Annotated in this window: 28 protein-coding genes; 8 read left to right on the top strand and 20 right to left on the bottom strand. The window is 62.1% G+C overall.

From position 1 onward, the window contains the following. Window positions 1–32: 32 nt before the first annotated feature. The 4 genes from frr to EB235_RS21480 form a co-directional block, all read right to left on the bottom strand. Window positions 33–584 (bottom strand): ribosome recycling factor, encoded by a 552-nt coding sequence (frr, locus tag EB235_RS21495; RefSeq protein ID WP_027029034.1) that lies wholly within the window; start codon window positions 582–584, stop codon window positions 33–35. A 110-nt stretch (window positions 585–694) separates the two neighbouring features. Then, the gene (gene pyrH / locus EB235_RS21490) at window positions 695–1417 is read right to left on the bottom strand and encodes a UMP kinase (RefSeq protein WP_027029035.1); all 723 of its coding nucleotides are present in this window, start codon (window positions 1415–1417) and stop codon (window positions 695–697) included. A gap of 140 nt (window positions 1418–1557) precedes the next feature. Then, a complete protein-coding gene (locus EB235_RS21485) occupies window positions 1558–2667 on the bottom strand; it encodes an aldo/keto reductase (protein WP_027029036.1) in 1110 nt (369 codons plus the stop codon). A gap of 49 nt (window positions 2668–2716) precedes the next feature. After that, window positions 2717–3244 carry a nuclear transport factor 2 family protein gene (locus EB235_RS21480; protein ID WP_027029037.1) on the bottom strand — a complete coding sequence of 176 codons (528 nt, stop codon included), beginning with the start codon at window positions 3242–3244 and terminating at the stop codon, window positions 2717–2719. A 130-nt stretch (window positions 3245–3374) separates the two neighbouring features. On the opposite strand from EB235_RS21480, the gene EB235_RS21475 reads away from it, so the two are divergent. Beyond that, entirely contained in the window at window positions 3375–4310 is a 936-nt protein-coding gene (locus EB235_RS21475; protein ID WP_027029038.1) for a LysR family transcriptional regulator, read from the top strand. Between the two features lie 13 nt (window positions 4311–4323). Here the strand turns inward: EB235_RS21475 and tsf are convergent, their stop codons facing one another. The 5 genes from tsf to EB235_RS21450 all read right to left on the bottom strand — a co-directional run bounded on the left by tsf (window position 4324) and on the right by EB235_RS21450 (window position 8066). Then, a complete protein-coding gene (gene tsf / locus EB235_RS21470) occupies window positions 4324–5244 on the bottom strand; it encodes a translation elongation factor Ts (protein WP_027029039.1) in 921 nt (306 codons plus the stop codon). Between the two features lie 109 nt (window positions 5245–5353). After that, complete coding sequence (gene rpsB / locus EB235_RS21465; protein WP_023777441.1) at window positions 5354–6136, bottom strand: 30S ribosomal protein S2; 783 nt, start codon at window positions 6134–6136, stop codon at window positions 5354–5356. Window positions 6137–6312: 176 nt separating this feature from the next. Beyond that, the gene (locus EB235_RS21460; RefSeq protein ID WP_027029040.1) at window positions 6313–6924 is read right to left on the bottom strand and encodes a LysE family translocator; all 612 of its coding nucleotides are present in this window, start codon (window positions 6922–6924) and stop codon (window positions 6313–6315) included. Beyond that, window positions 6921–7199: a DUF4031 domain-containing protein gene (locus EB235_RS21455; protein WP_027029041.1), complete on the bottom strand. Its 279-nt coding sequence runs from the start codon at window positions 7197–7199 to the stop codon at window positions 6921–6923. Before EB235_RS21455 ends, EB235_RS21460 begins: the two co-directional genes overlap by 4 nt. A 36-nt stretch (window positions 7200–7235) precedes the next feature. Next, window positions 7236–8066, bottom strand: coding sequence for a cell envelope integrity EipB family protein (locus EB235_RS21450; RefSeq protein WP_027029042.1), 831 nt, complete (start codon window positions 8064–8066; stop codon window positions 7236–7238). A 138-nt stretch (window positions 8067–8204) separates the two neighbouring features. Here EB235_RS21450 and EB235_RS21445 point away from each other — a divergent pair, with 138 nt between their 5' ends. The 5 genes from EB235_RS21445 to EB235_RS21425 all read left to right on the top strand — a co-directional run bounded on the left by EB235_RS21445 (window position 8205) and on the right by EB235_RS21425 (window position 12942). Next, window positions 8205–8669: a RidA family protein gene (locus EB235_RS21445; RefSeq protein WP_027029043.1), complete on the top strand. Its 465-nt coding sequence runs from the start codon at window positions 8205–8207 to the stop codon at window positions 8667–8669. A 13-nt stretch (window positions 8670–8682) separates the two neighbouring features. Next, window positions 8683–9411, top strand: a complete 729-nt coding sequence (locus EB235_RS21440) for a glycerophosphodiester phosphodiesterase (protein ID WP_027029044.1) — start codon at window positions 8683–8685, stop codon at window positions 9409–9411. A gap of 55 nt (window positions 9412–9466) precedes the next feature. After that, on the top strand, window positions 9467–10681 hold the full coding sequence (locus tag EB235_RS21435; RefSeq protein WP_027029045.1) for a GNAT family N-acetyltransferase: 1215 nt from the start codon (window positions 9467–9469) through the stop codon (window positions 10679–10681). A 97-nt stretch (window positions 10682–10778) separates the two neighbouring features. Then, window positions 10779–12452 carry a sulfatase-like hydrolase/transferase gene (locus tag EB235_RS21430; RefSeq protein ID WP_027029046.1) on the top strand — a complete coding sequence of 558 codons (1674 nt, stop codon included), beginning with the start codon at window positions 10779–10781 and terminating at the stop codon, window positions 12450–12452. Between the two features lie 64 nt (window positions 12453–12516). Next, window positions 12517–12942: an HIT family protein gene (locus EB235_RS21425; protein WP_027029047.1), complete on the top strand. Its 426-nt coding sequence runs from the start codon at window positions 12517–12519 to the stop codon at window positions 12940–12942. Window positions 12943–13060: 118 nt separating this feature from the next. Here the strand turns inward: EB235_RS21425 and EB235_RS21420 are convergent, their stop codons facing one another. The 5 genes from EB235_RS21420 to EB235_RS34835 form a co-directional block, all read right to left on the bottom strand. Then, window positions 13061–13720, bottom strand: coding sequence for a chloramphenicol phosphotransferase CPT family protein (locus EB235_RS21420; RefSeq protein ID WP_032925360.1), 660 nt, complete (start codon window positions 13718–13720; stop codon window positions 13061–13063). Window positions 13721–13782: 62 nt separating this feature from the next. Next, the gene (clpA, locus tag EB235_RS21415; protein ID WP_027029049.1) at window positions 13783–16254 is read right to left on the bottom strand and encodes an ATP-dependent Clp protease ATP-binding subunit ClpA; all 2472 of its coding nucleotides are present in this window, start codon (window positions 16252–16254) and stop codon (window positions 13783–13785) included. A 6-nt stretch (window positions 16255–16260) separates the two neighbouring features. After that, window positions 16261–16590 (bottom strand): ATP-dependent Clp protease adapter ClpS, encoded by a 330-nt coding sequence (gene clpS / locus EB235_RS21410; RefSeq protein ID WP_027029050.1) that lies wholly within the window; start codon window positions 16588–16590, stop codon window positions 16261–16263. A 296-nt stretch (window positions 16591–16886) separates the two neighbouring features. Continuing rightward, window positions 16887–17216: a phasin family protein gene (locus EB235_RS21405; protein ID WP_027029051.1), complete on the bottom strand. Its 330-nt coding sequence runs from the start codon at window positions 17214–17216 to the stop codon at window positions 16887–16889. A gap of 152 nt (window positions 17217–17368) precedes the next feature. Then, entirely contained in the window at window positions 17369–17632 is a 264-nt protein-coding gene (locus EB235_RS34835) for a hypothetical protein (RefSeq protein WP_246741416.1), read from the bottom strand. On the opposite strand from EB235_RS34835, the gene EB235_RS21400 reads away from it, so the two are divergent. Further along, entirely contained in the window at window positions 17559–18953 is a 1395-nt protein-coding gene (locus tag EB235_RS21400) for a D-alanyl-D-alanine carboxypeptidase (RefSeq protein ID WP_246741415.1), read from the top strand. The genes EB235_RS34835 and EB235_RS21400 overlap by 74 nt on opposite strands. Window positions 18954–18999: 46 nt before the next feature. On the opposite strand, the gene EB235_RS21395 is transcribed toward EB235_RS21400, so the two are convergent. From EB235_RS21395 to EB235_RS21385, 3 genes are all read right to left on the bottom strand, one after another. Further along, the gene (locus tag EB235_RS21395; RefSeq protein ID WP_027029053.1) at window positions 19000–19701 is read right to left on the bottom strand and encodes a DnaJ domain-containing protein; all 702 of its coding nucleotides are present in this window, start codon (window positions 19699–19701) and stop codon (window positions 19000–19002) included. 255 nt (window positions 19702–19956) lie between these two features. Further along, window positions 19957–20394: a DUF1489 family protein gene (locus tag EB235_RS21390; protein WP_027029054.1), complete on the bottom strand. Its 438-nt coding sequence runs from the start codon at window positions 20392–20394 to the stop codon at window positions 19957–19959. 77 nt (window positions 20395–20471) lie between these two features. Next, window positions 20472–21875, bottom strand: a complete 1404-nt coding sequence (locus EB235_RS21385; RefSeq protein WP_027029055.1) for an L-serine ammonia-lyase — start codon at window positions 21873–21875, stop codon at window positions 20472–20474. A gap of 180 nt (window positions 21876–22055) precedes the next feature. Here EB235_RS21385 and EB235_RS21380 point away from each other — a divergent pair, with 180 nt between their 5' ends. Further along, the gene (locus EB235_RS21380) at window positions 22056–22775 is read left to right on the top strand and encodes a DUF599 domain-containing protein (protein ID WP_027029056.1); all 720 of its coding nucleotides are present in this window, start codon (window positions 22056–22058) and stop codon (window positions 22773–22775) included. Here EB235_RS21380 and EB235_RS21375 read toward each other — a convergent pair. From EB235_RS21375 to EB235_RS21365, 3 genes are read right to left on the bottom strand one after another with little or no spacing between them, the layout of a single operon-like run. Then, the gene (locus EB235_RS21375; protein WP_027029057.1) at window positions 22748–23545 is read right to left on the bottom strand and encodes a YdcF family protein; all 798 of its coding nucleotides are present in this window, start codon (window positions 23543–23545) and stop codon (window positions 22748–22750) included. The two genes, EB235_RS21380 and EB235_RS21375, sit on opposite strands and share 28 nt — an antisense overlap. 28 nt (window positions 23546–23573) lie before the next feature. After that, on the bottom strand, window positions 23574–25139 hold the full coding sequence (locus tag EB235_RS21370) for an amidase (RefSeq protein WP_027029058.1): 1566 nt from the start codon (window positions 25137–25139) through the stop codon (window positions 23574–23576). Then, window positions 25139–25594, bottom strand: coding sequence for a GNAT family N-acetyltransferase (locus tag EB235_RS21365; protein ID WP_027029059.1), 456 nt, complete (start codon window positions 25592–25594; stop codon window positions 25139–25141). Before EB235_RS21365 ends, EB235_RS21370 begins: the two co-directional genes overlap by 1 nt.

Below are 25594 nucleotides of genomic sequence, written 5' to 3'. Positions count from 1 at the left end.
GATCTCGCTTTCGGGTCGGCCTAAGGCCAACCCTAAACCTGCATGATTTCAGCTTCCTTGTCGGAAAGCAGATGATCGATGGTGCTGATTGTCTCGTCGGTAAGCTTTTGGACCTGGTCCGAACGCTTGCGTTGATCGTCCTCGCTGATGGTGCCGTCCTTCTCAGCCTTCTTCAGGAAGTCCATGCCGTCGCGGCGCACATGGCGCGCGGCGACGCGGGCATTCTCGGCATAGGTGTGCGAGATCTTGACCAGTTCCTTGCGGCGCTGTTCGTTGAGCTCCGGCAGCGGAATCCTGAGATTGGTGCCGTCGACGATCGGGTTGAAGCCCAGATTGGATTCACGGATGGCGCGGTCCACCGCGCTGACCATCGCCTTGTCCCACACAGACACCGAGATCATACGCGGTTCCGGCACCGAGACATTGGCCACTTGGTTGATGGGCATGCTTGTGCCATAGGCCTGCACCTGGATCGCATCGAGCAGATTGCTGGAGGCGCGACCGGTCCGCAACGAAGCCAGGTCATGCTTGAACGCCGCGATTGCTCCATCCATGCGCCGCTTGAGATCGTCGTACTCACTCATTTTAGTCTCCTCGACCCGTCTGCCGCGGGTTCACTGCTTCGGGGCAAGGCCCCGTTCGAGCCTGATTTTCGAAAAGCCGGTTTCCCCTTTTTTAGGGATCAGGCCCCGGATCAATCGTCCGCGACGACCGTACAGCGGCCGCCACCCCTCAGAATATCGCCGAAACCACCTTTTTCGTGGATCGAATAGACGATTATCGGAATGTTGTTTTCGCGCGCAAGTGCAATTGCAGCCGTATCCATGATGGAGAGGCCGCGTTTTATGACTTCACCATGGCTGATGCGCTCGAAACGGGTCGCATTCGGGTCTTTCTTCGGGTCGGCCGAGTAAACGCCGTCGACCTGTGTGCCCTTGAACAGCGCATCCGCGCCGATTTCGGCGGCGCGCAGTGCCGCGGCCGAATCAGTGGTGAAGAACGGATTGCCGGTGCCGCCAGCGAAGATCACCACCTTGCCCTGGTTCATATACGCATCTGCCTGGCGCTGCGAGAAGCTCTCGCAAAGCTCGGGCATGGCGATCGCCGAAAGCACCACGGCGTCGACGCCGATCTTGTTCAGCGAGGTGCGCAGCGCCAGCGAATTGATGACTGTGGCAAGCATGCCCATGTGGTCGCCGGTGACGCGATCACCGCCCTTGGAGGCAACGGCGACGCCACGAAAGATATTGCCGCCGCCGATCACGACGCCAACCTCGATGCCAAGCGCGCGCGCTTCGGCAATGTCGCCGGCGATTCGGTCGACGACCGAAACATCGATGCCGAAATGCTGTTCGCCCATCAACGCTTCGCCCGACGCTTTCAGCAAGACACGTCGGTAGAGGGGCTTCACCGTCATCTGGGCCTCGTCATTTTGCATGTGGCGTTCGGGCATGCATTCGCGCGGGCGCGATCCCAAAACACCGGGTTCCGATACACGAAGGGCGCCGCGATGTCACGCGGCGCCCTCACCCAATTCTGCCTGCCCGTCGTGGCCTGTCAGCGACTGGTAATGCTCACGGCGGCGCCCTCGACCAGCAGCGGCGGTGCATAACCCGCCGGCTTGTCGCCGGTCACGGCACCGCCGGTAACACGGGCCTGGATTTCGGAACCGAAGTACGAGTAGGGAAAGGGCGCCGGTGTTTTGCTGACCGCATCGAGCCTGGCACGAAGTGCATCGGGAATCATGAAATCCAGCGCTGCAAGGTTGTCTCGCAGTTGTGCCAGTCTGGTCGCGCCGAGGATCACGCTGGCGACGCCCGGTTGCGTTGCTATCCAGTTGAGCGCGACTTCAGCCATGCTGCGCCCGAGTTCCGCGGCGACCTTTTCGAGTTCGGCGACAATTGCCCAGTTGCGCTCGGTAAACTTCTGGAACCCCGGATGTGTGGTGTCGCGGAAGCCGTCGAGCCGGCCGGCATTTCCATCCTGCGTGGGACGGTACTTGCCGCTGAGCAGGCCGCTTGCCAGCGGGCTCCACACCATGATGCCGGCGCCATGGCGGGTGCCGAAAGGCACGAATTCGTGCTCGATCGAACGCTCGGCGAGCGAATATTCGAGCTGCAGCGCCGACACTGGCTCATAGCCGCGCAATTCAGCGATCGTTTGCGCGCGGGCAGCATACCAGGCCGGCACGTCGGACAGGCCGACATGGCGAATTTTGCCTGCGCGCACAAGATCGTCCATCGTGCGCATGACCTCCTCGGCCGGTGTCAGCCCGTCCCATACATGCAGGAGGTAGAGGTCGATATAGTCGGTGCCCAATCGCTTGAGCGATGCGTCGACGGCGCGCAGGATATTTTTGCGGCCGTTGCCGCCTGCGTTCGGATTGCCGGGTTCCGCGTTGAACGTGAATTTGGTGGCGATCACCGCCTTGTCGCGCAAGCCCCGCTCGGCAATGAATTCGCCGAGCCAGGTTTCGGCGGTGCCACCCGTATAGAGATCGGCGGTATCGAAGAAATTGCCGCCCGCCTCGACATAGGCGTCAACCATGGCGCGAGCGGTTTCCCTGTCTGTGCCCCAGCCCCATTCCGTGCCGAAGGTCATCGTGCCCAGCGCCAGCCGGCTGACCCGGAGGCCGCTGTTGCCAAGAGTGTAATAGGTCATGGTCATGATCGTCTTCCAATGCTGGTGATGAATGCCGCGGTCTCACTGGCCCGAGTCACTGGCCAGGGGTCGCCTTGACCCAGGGGTTGCCGCGCTCATGCGTCATGCGGAACGCGAAGCCGTCGACCCTCCAGCCGGCGGAGGAGCGCGTCAGGTGATGCTCATAGGTGCCCCAGACTTCCCAAAGCGGATCGCCATTGCCTTCCATCCGGTTCCAGGCATAGCCGTTGGAACGGACCGTCGCCGTATCCGCCCCGAGCGCGACCTGGTGATTTGTGCGCAGATGCAGGCTTGTCTTGCTGCCCTTGAGGTTGCCGGCCCATGCACCGATCAGGTCGTCGGAGGCGATGTTGGCCGCCGGCTGTCCGGACAGGCTGCTGAAATCGGCGGTAACCCGATCCGCGAAATAGCTGCGCGCCAGTTTCCAGTCCTGCGCGTCGACGGCGCGGTCGATGGCATCTGCGATACGGATGACCGCGCGTTCGTCCGCGAGCGCCCGCCAATCGGATGGTTCCGCGCCGCCGGCATCGATCGGCGCCAGCACCATGCCTGCCGCGAAAGTTACGTGCTTCAACGCATTCATGTCTCTTCTCCTTGATGCCATCAGCGATTGCCGATGTGTGAACGCCGATGTCGTTGACGACAATGTGGGCCACCGCATTGGCATCGATAAGATTGCATTGTCTGCAAAGACTATGCGATATCATGCATGAATGGACCGGGATCTGCTTACCCATCTGCCTGTTGTCATTGCCGTTGCCCGGCGCGGCGGCTTTGCGCTTGCCGCGGCCGAACTCGGTATGAGTCCGTCAGCCGTCAGCCATGCGGTGCGCCTTGTCGAAGAGCGCATTGGTCAGCCGCTGTTTGCGCGCACGACGCGCAGCGTTTCGCTGACGGAAGCCGGCAAGGCGCTGGTGGAGACGGCGGCCCCTGCGCTTCAGGACATTGCCGAGCGGATGGACCGCATCCGCGCCATCAAGGGCCGGCCTTCGGGCCTGCTCAGGCTCAACGTTCCCAACATCGCCATTCCTCTTGGCGTGACGGCCGTGGTCGGGGCTATGGCCGAGCGTTATCCGGATGTGACGGTCGAATTGCTCACCGACCAGGGGCTGGTCGACATTGTCGGCGAGGGTTTCGACGCCGGCATCCGGCTGAGCGAAATGATTGCGCAAGACATGGTCACTGTCCGGCTGACGCCGCCGTTCAAGGCCGTGATGGTCGCATCGCCAGCCCATGTCGGAAAGCACGGCCGTCCGCGCAGCGTGGCCGATCTCGCCAACCACAATTGCATCGGTTACCGGCTGGTTCGCTCCGGTGCGCTCTATCGCTGGGATCTGACCGAAGACGGCAAGGATGTCGTTGTGGAGGCGAAGGGCACGGTCGTCGTCACGGATTCGCTGGCCGCGATAGACCTGGCGCTCGCAGGCGTCGGTCTTGCCTATGTCTTCGAACCGCTGGTGCGGGAGGATCTTGCCGCCGGCCGGTTAGTGCAGATCCTGCCGCAATCAGCGATAGAGGAACCTGGCCTGTTCCTCTACTTCCCGCGCCGGGCGGCGATGGCGCCCAAACTGCGGGCCTTCATCGACACCGCAAACGAAATCGGCCGGGCATCCCTGCGGGCGCCCGGCCGAAAAACACAATCCGAATAAAGCGTTAGGAAGCTTACTTCTTGACCGCCGCCGCAACTTCGGCCGCGAAATCGGTCTCTTCCTTTTCGATGCCTTCGCCGAGCGCGAAGCGCAGATAGGCGGTGATCTTGGCCGGTGCGCCGATTTCCTTCTCGGCATCCTTCAGCGCCTTCTCGACGGTGATGTCGGGATTGAGCACGAAGGCCTGCTTCAGCAGCACGACTTCCTCGTAGAATTTACGCAGGCGGCCTTCGACCATCTTCTCGATGATCGCTTCCGGCTTGCCGGACTGGCGTGCCTGGTCGGAGAAGATCGCCTTCTCGCGCTCGACCGCCGCCGGATCGATCTGCTCCGCGGTCAGCGCCAGCGGGTTGGTGGCGGCGACATGCATGGCGACCTGGCGGCCGAAAGCGTTGGCGGCATGTTCATTGCCCGTGGTTTCGATCGCGACCAGCACGCCGAGCTTGCCAAGGCCGTCGGCAACCGCGTTGTGGACGTAGGTCGCGACCGCGCCGTGCGGAACGGTCAGCTTGGCCGAGCGGCGGAAGCCCAGATTCTCGCCAATTGTACCGACAGCGTCCTTGATCGTGTCGGTAACCGACTTGTCCGAACCCGGGTACTTTGCGGCAGCGACAGCCTCAGTCGTGCCATAGGCCAGCGCGACCTTGGCAACGTTGGCGACGATTTCCTGGAATGCGGCATTGCGGGCAACGAAGTCGGTCTCGGAATTGACCTCGACGACGGCAGCCTCGCGCACGCCATTGTCGACGCCGATCAGGCCTTCGGCAGCAGTGCGGCCGGCCTTCTTGTCAGCCTTGGAAATGCCCTTCTTGCGCAGCCAGTCGACGGCCTCTTCCATGTTGCCGTTGGTCTCGGTCAACGCCGCCTTGCAGTCCATCATGCCCGCGCCGGTCAAGTCGCGGAGTTCTTTGACCTGTGCAGCCGAAATGCTCATTGTCGCCTCTTTGTCTAGAATGCACCGACGCACCATCGATATTCGATGGTGCGTCTGTTTAGCGTGCCAAAATATGAGAAAGATGAAGGCCGCAATCGGCCTTCGATTGTCAAGCCTCGGGGGCTTCCGATGCCGGAGCCGGATCGAGTGCCGGTTCGACCGGAGCTTCGACCGAAGCGCCGATGTCGACGCCGAGCGCGCCCTGCTGGCGGGCGATGCCGTCGATCGCAGCCTTGGCGATCAGGTCGCAATAGAGCTGGATGGCACGGGCCGCATCGTCATTGCCGGGGATCGGGAAGTCGATCTTGTCCGGATCGCAGTTCGAATCGATGATGGCGACGACCGGAATGCCGAGACGCTTGGCCTCGAGGATGGCGATCGCCTCCTTGTTGGTGTCGATCACGAACATCAGGTCGGGGGTCGAGCCCATGTCCTTGATGCCGCCGAGCGCCTTGTCGAGCTTCTCGCGCTCGCGGTCGAGGTTCAGGCGCTCCTTCTTGGTCAAGCCCTGGGCCTCGCCGGCCAGCATCTCGTCGAGCTTGCGCAGGCGCTGGATCGAGTTCGAGATCGTCTTCCAGTTGGTCAGCATGCCGCCGAGCCAACGCGAGTTGACATAGTACTGGGCCGAACGCTGTGCCGCATCCGCGACAATGTCGGATGCCTGGCGCTTGGTACCGACGAACAGCACGCGGCCGCCCTTGGCAACAGTGTCGGAAACCTGCTTCAGCGCCTGGTGCAGCAAAGGCACCGTCTGCGAGAGGTCGATGATGTGGATGTTGTTGCGGGCGCCATAGATGTAAGGCGCCATCTTCGGGTTCCAGCGGTGGGTCTGGTGGCCGAAGTGAATGCCAGCTTCCAAAAGCTGGCGCATGCTGAAATCAGGCAGTGCCATTCTCATTTCCTTTCCGGTTAGCCTCCACGGACACAGGCATTTTCGGACGAAGTCCTCGAACGCCACCGGAGGTTTCAGCCGGATTTCTCCCGGGCAGACACCAAAGTCCGTGTGTGGAATGAGCGGGCATATAGAGGGGATGCGCGATAAAGGCAAGCGCTGTGGCGTCTCGCCTTTCAGCGTGCGGCAATCAGCGCTCCGGTGCCGATCATGGCGCTGCCGGCAAACCGGTTCATCAACCGCATGCGCTTGGGTGTCCTGAACCAGCCCGAAGCCCGGCCGGCGAGCGCCGCATAGAGGCCCATTGTGACAATGTTGACGGTGATGACGACAGCCACCACCAGCAGGCCATCGACAAAGGTCATGGTGTCGAGGTTCAGGATGAGCGGCATGATCGAGGCGTGGAACAGGATCGCCTTCGGATTGCCGAGTGCAATGGACGCGCCAAGCAGGAACGACCGCGACAATCTCGTTTCAACAGCCCTCGGTTCGGTGGGTTGTGTGGCGGCAGCGCGCCACATCCGGATGCCGAGATAGATCAGATAGGCAGCGCCTGCGTATTTGAGCAGGAGGAAGACCCATTCGAATGTCTGGGCCAGCGCCACCAGTCCGAGCAGTGCGAGGGTGACCAGTACGGCATCGCCGGCGGCAACGCCGACACCGGCCATGAACGCGCGACGAAACCCACGCGACACGCCATTGGTGATGACTGTGAACATCGCTGGCCCCGGTGTGGCGGCAGCGAGTGTGACGGCGGCGCAATACGCCAGAAAGGCCGTTGGTGTCATCGCTTGGCCTTCCCGTTGGGCACCCGCACCCGGCGGAAGATCGCGACGATCTCCTCGCGGCTGCATTCGATGGCGCCGAGCCGCACCGCGCGGTCGCGCTCGAAACCGGTTATGTCATAATGCGGAGCGGATGTCTTGGGCGGTCCCTGGTAGGATGAACGCTTGACCCCAAGCTGGGCCGCGAAACGATGCAGCTCATCGGTGTCGTCGGCCATCAGGTGGCACCAGCGATGGCCGGCCCACTTCCAGATCGCCGCATCGACATAGACTGCCATCAAGCCCGCCGCGGCCAGCCCAATTGCGCACTCCTGCTATTTCGAGACCGGGCAAGGCTTCGTCTGGTCGAACAGCGACAGGTTGACCAGCTTGCCGGTCATCGAAAAGTCACCATAGTCCATGACGAGATCGCGGGTAATGCCGTTCTCGTGCAGCTTGAAGCTGATCCGATATTCCGGCACCTCTTCGCCGTTCTGGGCGCTGTCGTCGAAATAGGCGATGTCGACCGGCCAGTATTTGTCGGTGGCAAGCTTGGCCAGTGCCGGAGCCTCTGGGTCGGCCTTGTCGGCTTCGGTCTTCTTGCCGACGACGACGGTGGTGGTCATCACCTTGTTGGCGTCCTCCGAGCCGTCGAAAAGGTTCGTCTGGTAGAAGTTTTCGCCCTTCTCGGCCTTGCCGATCAGTTCGACCAGATGCTGGGTCGGAAACTGGGTGGCGGCAAGTTCCAGACTGTTCTTCTCGGGCTTGTCGATATCGACCTTGAGGCCTTTCGCGTCTTTCGTGGCGATACCCTTGACCTCCTTGTCGAGGTTCTGGTCGACAAAGGATTTGGTCACGAACGAGAACGTCTTGCCTTCGGCATCCTCGAAAGTCGTCGTCTGCTGGTCCGTCAGCTTGGTGTTGTCGTTGGTCGCGATCTGCGTGACAAAACGGAATTTCACCGTATAGCCTTCGCAGGCAGAACCATTGAACTCGTAGACCATGCGGCCGGTGATACCGGTGATGCCGGAGCGATCGTCCGCTTTCTTGAGGGTGAGGTCGTAAACGGCGCGATGCGCTTGAAGCGCGGGAACCGCGAAAGCCGGGACTATCGGGAGGGCCGCCGACAAAAGGACAGCGTGGAATGCAAGGCGCGTTGCGCGCATGTGGTACTCCGATCGTCGCGGCTGATGGCAGGCCGCAGGGAAAGATGGTCCAGCTTAAAAAAAGTCGTGGCGGAAGCGAGGCAAAAATAGCAATTTCGGCCCGGCCAGCGCAGCACCTTCCAGCAATAGGGAAAAGCAATGAGTGAAACAATCGAAAAGCGGCTAAGTGATCTCGGCGTGACGCTTCCCGCCGCTGCCGCACCCGCCGCCAACTACGTTCCCTATGCAAGGACCGGCAATCTGCTGTTCACCGCCGGACAATTGCCGCTCAAGGACGGCAAGCTACAGGCGAGCGGCCTGCTCGGCCGCGACGTCGACACGGCAAGCGGCAAGGACGCGGCAAAATACTGCGCGATCAACATTCTGGCGCAGGCCAAGGCAGCACTTGGCGATCTCGAGAAGATCCGCAAGCTGGTGAAAATCACCGTCTTCGTCGCCTCCGCCGCCGACTTTGTCGAGCAGCATCTGGTCGCCAACGGCGCCTCCGATTTCCTGGTCGCCGCCCTTGGCGAGCGCGGCAAGCATGCCCGCTCCGCCGTCGGCACCGCCTCCCTGCCGCTTAATGCCGCAGTGGAAATCGAAGCGATCTTCGAAGTCGAATGAGCGAAGGCCTGACATGACCGACCTATCCTGGCTGACCGCCCGGCCCGTGGCCCATCGCGGCTTTCACGACATGAACAAGACGCGCTGGGAAAACACGCTTTCCGCCTTTGCCGCCGCCGCCGAACGGGGCTACGCCATCGAATGCGACGTGCATCTGTCCTCGGATGGTGTTCCCGTCATCATCCATGATGACGACCTGAAAAGGCTGACCGGACAGGACGGTTTCGTCTGGCAACGCAGCGCGGCCGAACTGACCGCGCTCAGGGTTGGCGGCACATCAGACCACGTGCCGACGCTGCAGGAGGCGCTCGACCTCGTCGATGGCCGCGTGCCGATGATCGTCGAACTGAAAGGCATTCCCGGCCGAGACGAGGGCATCGTGGCGCGCGTCGGCAAGATGCTCAAGCGCTATAAGGGCAAGGCAGCGATCATGTCGTTCGATCACTGGCTGATCCGCGATTTCCCGAAACATGCGTCCGGCATTCCCGCCGGTTTGACCGCCTACGGCAAGGACCTCAAGCTGATCGAAGGGCATTTCGCCATGCTGGCGCATGAGCTCTCCTTCACCTCCTACGCCGCCGGCGACCTGCCCAATCCGTTCGTCAGCTTCGTGCGGGAAAAGCTCAAAATGCCCGTCATCACCTGGACGGTGCATGATCAGCCCGCGATCGACCTGACCTTCAAATATGCCGATCAGATGACATTCGAAGGGTTCGAACCCGATCTGGAGAAGGTCGCTTGAGTGGGGTGTCTCAAACGTGACTTGTAGCGGCCCGGATGGAGCTTAAATAAGCCTCATGGATCAGGGCGACGATGGCGACGGGCAAACAGCAAATGCGGACTATTCGATCCGCATCGCCGCCGGCATCGGTGCTTTCACCTGCGATGAATGGAACGGCTTTGCCGGCACCACGCGCGGCGACGCGGAAAATGCCTATAACCCGCTCGTTTCATTCGCTTTTTTGAGCGCCCTGGAAGATTCCGGTTGCGCCGTGCGGCGCACCGGCTGGCAAGGACATCACCTGCGGCTGGAGACTGCGCAAGGCAGGCTGCTGGGTGCGGTCCCTTGTTATCTCAAATCGCACAGCCAAGGCGAATATGTGTTCGATCACGGCTGGTCGGATGCCTTCGAGCGCGCCGGTGGCAACTATTACCCAAAGCTGCAATGCGCCGTGCCTTTCACGCCTGTCACCGGCCCTCGCCTGCTGGTCGGCAAGGGCGAGGATCCGGATGCGGTGAAGGCCGGGCTTGCAGCCGGTCTCAAAATGGTGACCGACAAGCTCGGCGTGTCCTCGGCGCATGTAACCTTTGCGCAGGAGAGCGACGTCGCGACCCTCGAGGCCGCGGGCTTCCTGCATCGCACCGATCAGCAATTCCACTTCTTCAACGAAGGCTTTTCGACTTACGACGACTTCCTCGCCACGCTGGCCTCGCGCAAGCGCAAGGCGATGAAGAAGGAGCGGCGCGAGGCGCTTGCGCCAGGCATCACGATCGACTGGCTGACCGGCAAGGACCTGACCGAAAAGGCCTGGGATGATTTCTTCGCCTTCTACATGGACACCGGCAGCCGCAAATGGGGCCGTCCCTATCTGAACCGCAAGTTCTTCTCGCTGATCGGCGAGCGCATGGCGGACGACATCCTGCTGGTGATGGCCAGGCGCAACGGACGTTATGTTGCCGGAGCCATCAATTTCATCGGCTCCGACGCGCTCTACGGCCGCAACTGGGGCTGCATCGAGGATCATCCCTTCCTGCATTTCGAGGTCTGCTATCACCAGGCCATCGACTTCGCCATCGAACGCAAGCTGAAAGTGGTCGAGGCGGGCGCGCAGGGCGAACACAAGCTGGCGCGCGGCTACCGGCCGGTGACCATGCATTCCGCCCACTACATTTCCCACCCTGGCTTGCGCAACGCCGTGGCCGATTATCTCAGGCGCGAGCGGCGCGAGGTGGAGCGGATGGGCGAATACCTGGAAGAACATACCCCGTTTCGCAAGGATCTGGAGGAATAACAGGCCCTCCGGCTTGCCGCCTGCCGTGTTTACCGCCCGGCCGGAATCCGCTAAGCCATGGCCCGGGACATGGGTGCGAAAGCACCCTGGGGGAAACATGCAGGGTTTGGCATCTCTGGGTGTCGGGCAATGGCTCGGTGCGGCGGGGCTGGTGGTCACGCCGCCTCTGGTTGCCTGGCTCGAAGGCAAGCGCTCGGCCTGGCCTCTCGGCTTCGCGACCTTTTTTCTCCTTTTCGGCCTCGCGCATCTCCTGTTTGCGGGTGATATCGTCGCCTTGTGGGCGGCGCTGGTTCTGACGGCCATAATCGGCATCATCTCCAAACTGAAGCATCGCTATCTCGGCTTCAATTTCCTCGCCGGGGACATCTATCATCTCGCGGCAAGCAGTTTTCGAAGCGTGCTGGCCGACCATGCGCGTATGGCGGTCCCTGCCCTCGCGGCCGTGATCGCGATCGTCCTGGGAATAATTGTCCTGGCGCTGATGCTCGCCGAGCCGGCGATGCCGCTCCCGCAGCGTCTTGCCTTGTTCAGCGCGGCGGCCTTTGTGTATCTATGTGTCTTCTGGGCAAGTGGCGGCCCGAAGCGATTTCGCTTTCACCATTTGACCGGCGACCGGTTTCACCTTTCCGCCTTTGTCGCCTCATGGTTTGGCGCGGGGCCATCACGGCGACCCGGCTTTGTCGACATCGATCCGGAGCCGATGCCGCTGCTGCCGCCAGTGCCGGCTAGGAGACCAGCCGGTGAGCGAGCGCCGCACATCGTGATGATCCTGCACGAATCGACATTCGACCCGAAGCGGCTCGGCATGGCGGCCAATGAAGCATTCGAACGGTTCTTCACGCCGCCGGACGCTCTCTCCGGCGCGCTGCATGTCGACGTCTTCGGCGGCAGCACGTTGCAGACCGAGTTTTCGGTGCTGACGGGCCTTTCTTCGCTCTCCTTCGGCAACGACAGCCGCTACGTCTTTCACCTTCTGAGCGGACGCGTCCGGCATTCCCTTCCATCCGTGCTGAGCGGTATCGGCTACAACGTGTCCCATATCAGCTGCGACCGGCCTTCCTTCGTCAATTGTGGCCGGTTCTACCAATCGGTCGGGTTTGACCAGGTCAGCTATGCCGAAACCTTGCCGCAGCCATTCGATGTCGAGCGCTGGAAACGGGAAAATCACGACGAACAACTCTACGATCACGCGCTTGATCAACTTTCGAACCGCGTCGCGGCCAGCAAGCCATGCTTCCTTTCGATCACGACCCTGATGAACCATGGCGACCACCGCCGCCGGATCTTTCCGATCGAGCGTCATGCGGAGCTTCGCCGCGAGGCCGTCGCGGCAACCGGCGTTCCCTACTATGGCGAATATACAGTGCGGCTGGCCGAAAGCGTCAAAGCCTATGCCGCCTTTCGCAGGCGGCTCGACATCATGTTGAGCGGCGAGCCGGCCATTATCGTGCGCTACGGCGATCACCAGCCGTCATTCACCACGGCCCTTACCGGGTTGCCGCCTTCCCATATGGCCTTGTGTCAAACATTTTACGCCATCGAGGCCGTAAACTGCAGGCTGCCGGACGATGTTGTGGCTCCGCCAGTCCTCGATTGCGCTTTTCTGTCGACACTGACCTTGCTCGCGGCCGGACTTCCGCTCGATCCGGTGTTCGCCACGCGGGCCGCCTTGCTGAATGACTGCGCCGCAGCTTATTTCGATGCCGCATCGCCGCGTAAAAGACGCTTCCATCGCGCGCTTGTCGACGCCGGCATGGTCGATCTCTCTTGAACGTCTTGCCGCTCAAGAGCGGCTTCGCTACACCGATGGCGAGCTGCAACCCGGAGCGCCCGCCATGGCCGACTATGATCCCGGCAATATCTTCGCAAAGATCCTGCGCGGCGAGATTCCATCACACCGCGTCTACGAAGATGACGCCGTCATCGCCTTCATGGATGTGATGCCGCAAGGACCGGGCCATACGCTGGTGGTGCCAAAAGCCCCGTCGCGCAACCTGCTCGACGCCTACCCGTCGACCTTCGGCCCACTTTTCACTGTCGTTCAGAAAGTGGCGCTGGCAGTGAAGAAGGCGCTTGATGCCGACGGCGTCACCATCCTGCAGTTCAACGAGCCGGCCTCCGGGCAGACCGTCTATCACCTGCATGTCCATGTCATCCCGCGCTTTGACGGAGTCCCGTTGAAGCCGCACACGGGCAGCATGGAAAAGCCTGAGGTGCTTGCTGAGAACGCCGAAAAGATTCGCGCGGCTCTGGGAAACTGACCCGCACCTTGTTTCACGGGCAGGAGAAAGTCTGGAGCAATTCCAGGAAAAGTGTGAAACGGTTTTCCCGGGAAAAGCGCATAGCGCTTTCCCGTGGGAATTGCGTCAAAACAAAGAGTTAGAGCGGTTTGCGTTTCCGTGAAACGGTGAACTGCTTAGTCGCGACTTGAGCCAGCCGCTCGATCGCGTTTGGCCGGGCGTCACTTCGCATCAGCCGTTGGCGGATCGCATGCGCGCACTGTTCAGGGCTGAGGACCGAGGTGTCGACCTCAAGATCATATATGCCCGGCCGGTGCACCTCCTCCTGCCACAGACGCACCGGCAGTGGCACAGGATCGTCTGAAGAGCCGGTGACATAGCCCCTGCCCGGCTCGCTGGCAGCTCGCCGCTCCATGATGATGTCAACCGGGCAACGGACACCGACAAACAGCACCGGCAGGCCGGCGAGCCGGCGCGCGCCATCGATCAGGCAGTCGAGTGGCTTCGAATACGCATCGTGATGGCCGACATCCGTCACGACATTCAGGCCGAGCCGGCTGTGGGCCGCGATCGATCCGTAGAGAGCGGCGTACAAACGCGGCACGAACCCTTCGAGATCGGGGCGTTCGCCGCCAGGGCGCAACCCTATTCCCGGACGAAGTTGAGGAGGCGTGATCTGCTCATAGCTGTCGACGCCCAGATTCATCCATGGGCCGTCAAAGCTTTCCTGAATGGCTCGGGCGATGCTCGACTTCCCCGATCGGGGCGCGCCGTTGAGGATGATGATCTGGCCTGGCATAGCCACCCCATTGTCCAAATGGAAAAAGCCCCGTTGCCGGGGCTTTTTCGAGTGAGTGCCGATCAGCCCTTGCGAGGCAGTTGCGGTACCAGGCTGCGCTTGCCGCCATCCTTGCCCTTGGGCTCTGGCTTCTGCGCCACCAGCTTCTTTGCGGCAGGCTTCTTGGCCACGGCCTTGGGTGGCTTCGGCGCGTCTTCCGGCTCTTCCTTCTTCGGCGTCACGGGCGCCTCGTCGGCCAGCGATTCGAGCTTCAGGCCGGTTTCGCCGGTTTCCTTTTTCTCGACGGTGACACGCACCGTTCCGCCCTTCTTGAGCTTGCCGAAAAGCACCTCATCGGCCAGCGGCTTCTTGATGTGCTCCTGGATCACACGGCCGAGCGGCCGGGCACCCATGCGCTCATCATAGCCCTTGTCGGCGAGCCAGGCGATGGCGTCCGGCGACAGGTCGAAGGTGACGCCGCGTTCCGAGAGCTGCGCCTCGAGCTGCATGACGAACTTCTGCACGACCTGATGGATGACCGGCACCGGCAGCGAGCCGAACGGGATGATCGCATCGAGACGGTTGCGGAACTCCGGCGTGAACAGCCGGTTGATCGCCTCGACATCGTCGCCCTCGCGCTTGGTCGAACCGAATCCGATCGCCGCGCGCTGGGCATCGGATGCGCCCGCATTGGTGGTCATGATCAGGATGACATTGCGGAAGTCGATCTGCTTGCCATTGTGGTCGGTCAGCTTGCCGTGGTCCATCACCTGCAACAGGATGTTGAACAGGTCCGGATGCGCCTTCTCGACTTCGTCCAGCAACAGCACGCAGTGCGGATGCTGGTCGACGCCGTCGGTCAAAAGGCCGCCCTGGTCGAAGCCGACATAGCCGGGAGGCGCGCCGATCAACCGGGAAACGGTGTGGCGTTCCATATATTCCGACATGTCGAAGCGGATCAGTTCGACGCCGAGCGAGGCGGCGAGTTGCTTGGCGACTTCCGTCTTGCCGACGCCCGTCGGACCCGAGAACAGGTAGGAGCCGATCGGCTTCTCCGGTTCGCGCAGGCCGGCACGGGCCAGCTTGATCGCCGAGGTCAGCGCGCTGATGGCGGTGTCCTGGCCATAGACGACGCGCTTCAGCTCGATATCGAGTCCTTGCAGCACCTTCTCGTCGTCGGCCGAAACCGTCTTCGGCGGAATACGCGCCATGGTAGCGATCGTCGCTTCGATCTCCTTGATGCCGATCGTCTTCTTACGCTTGGCTTCCGGCACCAGCATCTGCGAGGCGCCGGTCTCGTCGATCACGTCGATCGCCTTGTCCGGCAGCTTGCGGTCATTGATGTAGCGCGCCGACAGTTCCACCGACGCCTTGATCGCCTCGTTGGTGAACTTCACCTTGTGGAACTCCTCATAATAGGGCTTGAGGCCCTTCATGATCTCGATGGCGTCCTCGATGGTCGGCTCGTTCACGTCGATCTTCTGGAAACGCCGCACCAGAGCGCGGTCCTTCTCGAAGAACTGGCGGAATTCCTTGTAGGTGGTCGAGCCGATGCAGCGGATCGCACCCGAAGACAGGGCCGGCTTCAACAGGTTCGATGCGTCCATGGCGCCGCCTGACGTGGCCCCGGCCCCGATCACCGTGTGGATCTCGTCGATGAACAGCACGGCACCCGGATAATCCTCGAGCTCCTTGACGACCTGCTTCAGCCGTTCCTCGAAATCGCCGCGATAGCGCGTGCCGGCCAGCAGCGTACCCATGTCGAGCGCGAAGATGGTGGCGTTGTGCAGCACTTCGGGGACGTCACCCTCGACGATACGCTTGGCGAGGCCCTCGGCGATCGCCGTCTTGCCGACGCCGGGATCACCGACATAGAGCGGGTTGTTCTTGGAGCGGCGGCACAGCACCTGGATGGTGCGGTTGATCTCGGTCTCGCGGCCGATCAGCGGATCGATCTTGCCGGCTTTGGCCTTGTTGTTGAGGTTGACGCAGTAAGCGGTCAGCGCATCCTGCTGCTGCTTCTTCTTGCCGCCCTCTTCTTGTGGCTCGGAGCCGTTCTGGCCATTGCCCTGCTCATCATCGGCGCCGCGCGGCGAGCGCGTTTCCGAAGCACCGGGGCGCTTGGCGATGCCGTGCGAGATGTAGTTGACCGCGTCGTAGCGGGTCATCTGCTGTTCCTGCAGGAAATAGGCGGCATGGCTTTCGCGTTCGGCGAAGATGGCGACGAGCACGTTGGCGCCCGACACTTCCTCGCGGCCGGAAGACTGCACATGGATCACCGCGCGCTGGATGACGCGCTGGAAGCCGGCGGTCGGCTTGGAATCCTCGTCGTAACCGGTGACGAGGTTGTCCAGCTCGGTGTCGATATAGGTGAGAACAGTGTGCTTCAGTTCGTCGAGATCGACGTTACAGGCGCGCATGACGGCGGCGGCCTCGGTGTCGTCGATCAGCGCAAGCAGCAGATGTTCAAGGGTTGCGTATTCGTGGTGCCGCTCATTGGCGAGCGTCAGCGCCTGGTGAAGCGCCTTTTCCAGGCCTTGGGAGAAAGCCGGCATGTTACCTCACTTCTTCTCCATCACGCATTGCAGCGGATGCTGATTCTGTCGGGCGAAATCCATGACCTGAGACACTTTGGTCTCGGCCACCTCGAATGTATAGACCCCGCACTCGCCCACCCCATGATTGTGAACATGAAGCATGATGCGTGTGGCGGCTTCGCGGTCCTTCTGAAAAAAACGCTCCAGCACGTGAACCACGAACTCCATCGGAGTGTAGTCGTCGTTGAGGATGAGGACCCGGTAAAGGCTGGGCTTCTTGGTCTTGGTTTTGGTGCGCGTAATGACGGCGGTCCCGCGGCCGGCTTCATTGCCGTCGCCGCCGCCGTTTGCCATCCGCGCCACTTGTCTCGTGGCAGTCAAAGCGATCGTCACGTAATCCTGCCTCTTTCGAATCCTCATGCGAGTTCGACATGTAGGTGTTCGATGGACGATTTTAAGCCCTTCTGGTTAGCTGACAATATGGCTAGGTGACCAAACTTGGCGGATTTTCGCAATCGTGAAGCGGTACGCGGTTCCCAGGGGGAAATTCACATGACAAAACCCGGCCGCGCTTCCGCGACCGGGTTTTGTCCGGACCCAAAGGGCCGGATTTTGAGATGCCAGACGAAGATCACCTCGCCTGGGCGAAATTACTTCGCCTTGGCAACGATCGATTCGAACGGCTTGTAGGCTTCCTTGGCGAGTTCGGCATAGAGGTCGCCGATCTTGGTGGCCTCGGCGACGAACGCCTCGTAGGACTGCTTGGCATAGTCTGTGTGAATCTCGATAGCCTTGTCCAGCGACTTGGCCGAGAACAGCTTCTCGACAGTGGCGCTGCCGGCTTCGAAGCTCTTCTTGGTGTATTCACCGGCCTCGGTCGCGATCGCCTGCGCGCCCTTGGAGAGCGAAGCGAAGCTCTTCAATCCGGTGTCGGCAAATTCCTTGCCGTATTTGCTGAAGTCCTCATAGGTCTGGGTCATTTCACGATTCCCTTGACGGTTGTGGCGTCCTTCTTCGGGGCGCCCTTGTGCAATGCACCTTAATATATTGTGCGCCGCACAAAAGTCAATATTTCGCCGGCGTGCGGGGCCCGCCTGCGCAGGCAATGGCTAAAAATCAAATAAAGTGAGTTTCAAGCCCGAAGAAAATGGTGAACGCGGCGGTTACCATAAACGGATTGGTAACGCTGCCCGGCTAGCTTGGCTGCAAGTGAGGCAGGACCCTTTGCCGCCTCCAACGCAACGAAGAATTCAAGGGTAGTATCAGTGCGTAAGGCGTTGTTGGGCATCGTTTCCAAATCCACCTCCCCCCTCAAAGCGGTCATGGTCTTCGCCTTGGCGTTGACATTCGTTTGCGCCGACGTTGCCTCGTCATTGGCAGCCCGGCCGGCGGCCATCGTCGTGGACGCCAAGACTGGCAAGGTGCTGTACTCGGCGGATGCCAACGGCAGGCGCTATCCGGCGTCGCTGACCAAGATGATGACGCTTTACCTGACGTTCGAGGCTCTGGCGAAGGGCAAGATCAGCCGGAACTCACCGGTCGTGTTTTCGGCCCATGCCTCTGCCGAGGCGCCGACGAAACTCGGTGTGAAGCCGGGCGGTTCGGTCACTGTCGACACCGCAATCCTGTCGATCGTCACCAAGTCGGCGAACGACTCGGCCACCGCGCTTGGTGAAATGCTCGGCGGCAACGAAACCACTTTTGCCCGCATGATGACCGCCAAGGCGCGGGCACTGGGCATGAACGGCACCGTCTTCCGCAACGCCAACGGTTTGCCCGATCCCGGCCAGTTCACGACCGCGCGCGACATGGCGACGCTCGGCATCGCTCTGCGCGAGCATTTTCCGCAATATTACGGCTATTTCTCACAGCGCTCCTTTCTCTACGGCCGTCAGCGCATCAACGGTCACAACCGTCTGCTGGGACGCATCAAGGGCGTCGACGGCATCAAGACCGGTTACACCCGCGCGTCCGGCTTCAACCTCGTCTCGTCGGTCAATGACGGCAACCGCCGTCTCGTCGCCGTTGTCATGGGCGGCACGTCGGGCGGTAGCCGCGACAATCAGATGGCAGGCCTGATAAACACTTACATGCCAAGGGCCTCGACCCGTGGCGGTGGCGCCCTGGTCGCTGATGCTGATGCCGATCGCGGAAATCCGATCAAGGCGCTTGCCAAGGTTCTCCTGCCCAAGCACGACGCGCCGACCCCGGATGACAAGCCGGTGGCCGTGGCCAGCGCCGATGACACGGCCGTTGCCGAAGACGCAGCCGTTGCCGAAGACACCCCCGTTGCGCAGGGCGACAGTGACGACGAAGAGAGCGCCGAGGCCGAAGCACCCAAGCTGGTTGTGCCGGCAAAGAAGGTGAAGACGGTCATCGTCTCCGCCCCCAAGGTCGCCACAGCCCAGGTCGTATCCGCCTATGCCGAGCCGACACCGGCTGTCGATCCGGTCAACACCGCGTCGGTCCCGTCGGGCTGGGCCATTCAGGTCGCCTCTTCGCCGAAGCAGTCCGAAGCCCAGGCCTTCCTCGACAAGACCAGCAAGCAGGCGCCCAAGGTACTGGCCGATGCTGCCGGTTTCACCGTCGCCTTCGACAAGGACGGGGTCACCTACTACCGCGCCCGCTTCGGCGGCTTTGGTTCGAAGGACGCCGCCTGGAAGGCTTGTACCGCTTTGAAGAAGAAGAAAATCTCGTGCTACGCCGTCCAGCAATAGGACGGCGTGGAAACGATCTCCCGGAAATTTTTTGCGTCGAAGGAGACTAGTTGTGGTTGGAGAGCAAGACGTCCTTGGCTTCGTTGATTCGCGCCGCCAGGAAAGACGTGCCGCCGATATCGGGGTGCAGGCGCTGCATCAGGCGGCGGTGCGCCTTGCGGACATCCGCCGCGGCGGCCCCCGCTTCAAGACCAAGGACCTTGTAGGCCTCCTCCTTAGTCATGGCGCCCGGACCTGGCGCAACACCCAGCCCTTCGCCACCGTTCGTCTCAGTGTTTTTGCGCCAGACGGGAAATCTGCCGTCAAGATACGTCTCTAGCAACTGGCGGCTCTCCGCGTCGCCGGAGAGCTCGCGGTAGAGATGCTGCAACTCCGCAAGCCCCATCGCGCCAAGCATCTTGCCGTCGTGGCGGCCGGCCAGAACCAGCCCTTCGAGGCCGCCCGTATCGTGATCCAGCTCCATTTCGAGCGCTGCCGTCCGCACCGTTGAGCGTTTTCCCGGCGCCAGCCTGACATCAGGCCGGTTTGTGCGCGTGGCGGCATACCAGCCGATTGCCACGAACAGCATGACGCCGCCGATTCCGCTTCGGCCAACCAGAAGCACCGCGCCGCCAACCAGAGCCAACAGGATCGGCCCAGCCGTCCTCGTTCCATTTGCGAGCCTTGCCGGATCGGCACGCAGAAACGCGGTGGCTACGCTCAGCAGCACCAACAGCAATGCGACCAGAACGATAATTGCGCCTAGCATTTCCCACCGCCTCGCGGATCCCCTGAACGTTTGGACAACCGCGCCATTTCATCAAACACTTTTTCTGCGCCGGAATCATGGCCTCGGGGACCGGAAGCGGACCGCCTTGCGATCCCTTTGCCGATTTCGACAGCTTTTCATCGGGCGTGAATTTCAAGATGTGGCGAGGTCTCGCCGCTTGCAAGTCCAGAGCGAAGCAAGATTGAGGGCCAGAGATAGCCCGCGCACGAACAGGCGACGCTGCTGCGCGATAACCTACAGCAGGCCGAGATCGGCAAGTTCGCGCCTGAGTTTCGGCGGCATTTCGATCAGCCCCGCCTTGCCCTTGCCGAGATCGACCGGCGCATCCGACGGTTTCAGGTAGCGCCAGCCCTGAAAAGCCCGACGCGGCTGCCAATCGGTGCGCACGACTTGTGGGTCGAGCATCAGATGGCAGCGACCGATGCCGTCGTCGTCCGTGAACGGCCGGATCTCGGTGATCAACTGGCGGCATTGCACGTTGCCCTTGACCACCCAGTAGAGCGAACCGCCATCGATGATTTCGGCGCCCCGCGTCGGCACCATGCGCGTGGTGTGCCAGTGTTCGGCCGGTTCACCGGCCCGGCGACGCTCGTCGAGGCGAAACTCGATCCATTCCTCGAGATCCTCGACGCTGTCGCAGCCGACGCACAGTTTTAGGAGATTGAGAGCCATTCGCTAAGGTTAGTCCGGAGCGCCGCGACGTCAACGACCTGAGGGACTTCTCCACAGTGCCGGTTTAGGCCAGCCCCTCAGCATTCCACGACATTGACCGCAAGACCGCCAAGGCTGGTCTCCTTGTACTTCTCGTTCATGTCGAGGCCGGTCTGGCGCATGGTCTCGATCGCGGCGTCGAGCGGCACGAAATGGACGCCGTCACCCTTGATCGCCAGTGACGCAGCGGTCACCGCCTTGACCGCGCCCAGCGCATTGCGCTCGATGCACGGCACCTGGACCAGGCCGCCGACCGGGTCGCAGGTCATGCCGAGATGGTGTTCGAGCGCGATTTCGGCGGCGTTCTCGACCTGCATCGGCGTGCCGCCCATGACGGCGCACAGGCCGGCCGCGGCCATTGCCGAGGCAGACCCCACTTCGCCCTGGCAGCCGACCTCGGCACCGGAGATCGAGGCGTTGGTCTTGATGATGCCGCCAACGGCCGCCGCCGTCAGCAGGAAGTCGCGGATGCTTGGCTGGTCGGCCTCGGGATGGAAATGCAGCCAGTAGCGCAGCACCGCCGGCAGTGTACCGGCGGCCCCGTTGGTCGGCGCGGTGACGACGCGGCCCCCGGCCGCGTTCTCCTCGTTGACCGCCATGGCGTAGATCGACAGCCAGTCATTGGCGAGCAACGGATTGGGTTTGTTCTGCTGCCACTGTTCCTGCAGCTTGTCGTGCAGCATACGCGCACGGCGCCGGACCTTCAGCCCGCCCGGCATGATGCCGTCCTGCGACAGGCCGCGGTCGATGCAGCTCTTCATCGCACCCCAGATGGCGTCGAGGCCGGAGTCGAGCTCTTCGCGCGTCATCTGCGTTTCCTCGTTGACGCGCTTCATCTCGGCGATGGAAAGGCCGCTTTTGGCCGCCATCTTCAGCATCTCGACCGCATTCTTGAAAGGATAAGGCACTCGTCTGCCTTCGGTCGTCACCGAGCCCTTGGCCTTCATGCGCTGCAGTTCTTCTTCCGAAACCACGAAGCCGCCACCGATCGAATAGTAGATGCGCTTGAGCAGCAGACGGTCGCCGGCATCGTAGGCATAGAACGCCATGCCGTTGGCATGACCCGTGAGCTGTGTCTTGCGATCGAGCACCAGATCGGTGGCTGGGTCGAAGCGATAGGATGGATGGCCGGGAGGCGAAATGCGCCTTTCATCAGCGATGAGGCTGGCAATCCCATCAGCCTGATCAGGATCGACAGTCTGCGGTGTCAGGCCGGCAAGGCCGAGCACGACGGCGCGATCGCTGCCGTGGCCGATGCCGGTATAGGCAAGCGAGCCGTGCAGGCTGGCGCCCAGCCGGTCGACCTTCACGCCGGCCGGGCGCGGCCAGTCGCCATTGAGGATTTCGTCGAGGAAACGGGCAGCCGCCGTCATCGGCCCCATCGTGTGCGAGCTCGATGGACCGATGCCGATCTTGAACAGGTCGAAAACCGAAAGGAACACGAGGGCGTTGTCTCCGCAGGTCACGTCGAGGACTGCATATAGGAATTCCAAGGATGTTTCCGCTCTTTTGACAATCGCGGCGCTGCACCTGCCGACCTTGTTTGCTCCGGCAGCGACATTGCTGTCGATCGCTGGAGCCAGCCATCGAAGCGACCGCGCGAGATGTGGTAAATTCAGGCCATGGGCGATTCCTTCTATCTTTCGACGGCTGATTTCGGGGCGTTGGCCCTCTTCCTCATCGCCTGGCTGCTGCACACGCTCGCCTCTGACGGCAAGCTGGTCAGCCGCATTTCTCTGACGACGGCAATGAATGCGCAGCGCGAGGCCTGGATGCGTACCATGGCCGAGCGCGAGATCCGTATCGTCGACACCGCCATCATGAGCGGCCTGCAACAGGGAACCGCCTTCTTCGCCTCCAGCTCGCTGATCGCGCTCGGCGGCTGTTTTGCCTTGCTCGGTGCATCCGACCGGGTGCTTGAGGTGCTAAGCAACCTGCCGCTCGGCGGCGCGCCGTCGCGCCCGGCCTTCCAGATCAAGGTGCTGGGGCTGGTGTTAATTCTGGCCTTTTCCTTCTTCAAATTCGGCTGGGCCTACCGGCTGTTCAACTATTGCTCGATCCTGATCGGCGCCGTGCCGATCCCGCATGGCGAAGCCTCGCGCAATCCGGTCACCGAGACGGCGGTGTGGCGCGCGGCGCAGATGAACATGCTTGCCGGCAAGCATTTCAACTCGGGCTTGCGCGGCGTGTTCTTCTCGATCGGCTACCTCGGCTGGTTCGTCGACCCGGTGGTGTTCGTGCTGTCGACGCTTCTGCTGCTGGCCGTGCTGGTGCGGCGCCAGTTCTTTTCGGCGGCACGGCGCGCTGTCATCGGTCAGCCGCCAGGTGCTGGAAAAGGCTGATCGATGCGGCTGGAAAGCCAATAGGCGAAAAGCCCGATCCATTCGCGGATCGCAGTGGTCGTATTCTCTACTGAATCCGACGCATTGTCGCGGAACAAGCCGACACCTTCTTTGCCCGAGGTGCGATAGTCGACCGGCCATGGGACGGTTGGAAAACCAGCCTTGTCGAACAGTGCCTTGGCCCGTGGCATGTGGAAGGCGGAGGTCACCAGCAGCCACGTCTCGCCCGGCTTCGGTTCGACAAGTTGGCGGCTGAAGACCGCATTTTCATAGGTGTTGCGGGACTTGTCCTCGAGGATCAGACGATCGGCCGATACACCCAGCGGGCCAAGGAGGCGGGGCGCGGTGTCAGCGTCGCCCTCGCCATCAAGGAAAAGCGAGCCGTTTCCGCCTGATACAACCACCTTGGCCTGCGGGAAGCGCCGGGCGAGGATAGCGGTCTCGACCATGCGATCGCCGCCGCTGCTCAATTCGTAGCCGCCGCGAACCAGATTGATCCCGCCCTCGAACCCGCCACCGAGCACGACGATGCCGTCGACCTTTTCCGGCAGCGGCGGCCGTGGAAAGCGTCCTTCGAGCGGGTTGAGCATCATGGCGCCAAGCGACGTCCAGGCCGATAGCGCCAGAATCAGAAACGCCAGAACGCTGCCGGTGACGGCCAGCCGCCGCCGGCCGATCATCCCGGCAATCAGCCCCGCCAGAAGCAGGAAAATCGTCAGGTTAAGCGGCTGGATGAAGAACCAGAGGATCTTGGAAAGATAGTAGAACATCGCTCACCCCTTCAGACGAGCGATATCCCTACCACCACTTCTCCGGCTGAAATGTGCCGGCCGCCTGCTCGATGACGGCCGCCGTCTGGAACAGCGTCTCTTCCTCGAACGGCCGGCCGATCAGCTGCAGGCCGAGCGGCAGCCCCTTGGGGTCGAGACCGGCGGGCACGGCGATACCCGGCAGGCCGGCCATGTTCACGGTGACGGTGAAAATGTCGTTGAGGTACATCTTGACCGGATCGGCGGCCATGTCCTCATCGGCGATGCCGAAGGCGGCGGACGGTGTTGCCGGGGTCAGGATGACATCGACGCCGGCGGCAAAGACATTCTCGAAGTCGCGCTTGATCAGGTTGCGCACCTTCTGTGCCTGCAGATAGTAGGCGTCGTAATAGCCGGCCGACAGCACATAGGTGCCGATCATGATGCGGCGCTTGACCTCGCGGCCAAAGCCGGCGGCGCGGGTCTTCTCGTACATCTCTATGATGTCCTTGCCCGGCACGCGCAGCCCGTAACGGACGCCGTCATAGCGCGCCAGGTTGGAAGACGCCTCGGCGGGCGCCACGATGTAATAGGCCGGCAGCGCGTATTTGGTGTGCGGCAGGGAAATGTCGACGATCTCGGCGCCGGCATCCCTGAGCCAGGCAATGCCCTTCTGCCACAGCGCCTCGATCTCTTCGGGCATGCCGTCGACGCGGTATTCCTTGGGAATGCCGACCTTCATACCCTTGATCGGCTTGCCGATCGCCGCCTCATAGTCCGGCACCGGCCGGTCGACTGAGGTGGTGTCCTTCGGATCGACCGAAGCCATTGATTTCAAAAGGATCGCGGCATCGCGCACGTCGCGCGCGATTGGGCCAGCCTGGTCGAGCGACGAGGCAAAGGCGACAATGCCCCAGCGCGAGCAGCGGCCATAAGTCGGCTTGATGCCGACCGTGCCAGTGAAGGCGGCGGGCTGGCGGATCGAGCCGCCCGTATCCGTCGCGGTTGCGCCGGCACACAGGAAGGCGGAGACCGCGGTTGCCGAACCACCCGAAGAGCCACCCGGCACCAACTGCGCATTGTCCAGGCTGCGCCGGGTTTTTGTGCCACCGGCCGATACGAAGCCGCCGTCGCCCTGATGCGTCGTCGGCATCACCACCGTGTCGAGGCGCGAACGCCGCCAAGGGTTGATGACCGGGCCATAAAAGGACGTCTCGTTGGAAGAGCCCATGGCGAACTCGTCCATGTTGAGCTTGCCGAGCATCACGGCGCCATCGGCCCACAGATTGGTCGTGACGGTCGATTCGTAACGCGGCTTGAAGCCATCGAGCACGTGGCTGCAGGCCTGGGTATGGACACCTTCCGTGCCGAACAGGTCCTTGATCCCCAACGGAATGCCTTCCAGCGCACCACCCTCGCCCTTGACCAGCCTGGTGTCGGACGCCTTGGCCATATCGCGCGCTCTGTCTCCGGTGACCGCGACATAGGCATTGAGCGCCGGATTGGCGCGATCGATGGCCGCGAGATAGGCTTCGGTAATCTCGGTCGCCGTGATTTCCTTGCCGCGCAGCTTGGCACGGGCCTGCGAAATCGTCAGTCGGGTCAGGTCGCTCATCAAAGGCTCTTTTCGTAAAAAACCGACCACTCGGAGTCGGGATAATCCAGTACGGGGCCGCAGCGCGAAAATCCGGCACGTTCATAGACGGTCCAGGCGGCGGGATGACGGTCGCCCGTCTCCAGCACCAGCCGCTTCAGCCCTTCATCGCGGGCCAGCGCCTCGACACGCTCGACGATCCTGGCGCCGATCTTGCGGCCGCGATGCGAAGGCCTGGTGTACATGCGCTTGACCTCGCCGATGGCGTCGCCATGACGCTTCAGCGCGCCACAACCAATGGCAATGCCATTGTCGCGGGCGATGAAAACGGTGGTGTCCTGGCCTGCCATCTGCTCGACGGTCAGGTGGTAGCAGTGCTCCGGCGGCGTCAGTTCGAGCAACGTCTCGTTGAGTTCGTTGACCAGGCCGCGCACGTCGTCCTGCAGCGGCGTCTCGATGGCGATCTCGATTGCCAT

The sequence above is a fragment of the Mesorhizobium loti R88b genome (assembly GCF_013170845.1).
Taxonomy (GTDB): Bacteria; Pseudomonadota; Alphaproteobacteria; order Rhizobiales; family Rhizobiaceae; genus Mesorhizobium; species Mesorhizobium loti_B.
The sequence above is the reverse complement of the archived record's forward strand: the minus strand, read 5'-3'. Positions and strand labels throughout refer to the sequence as shown.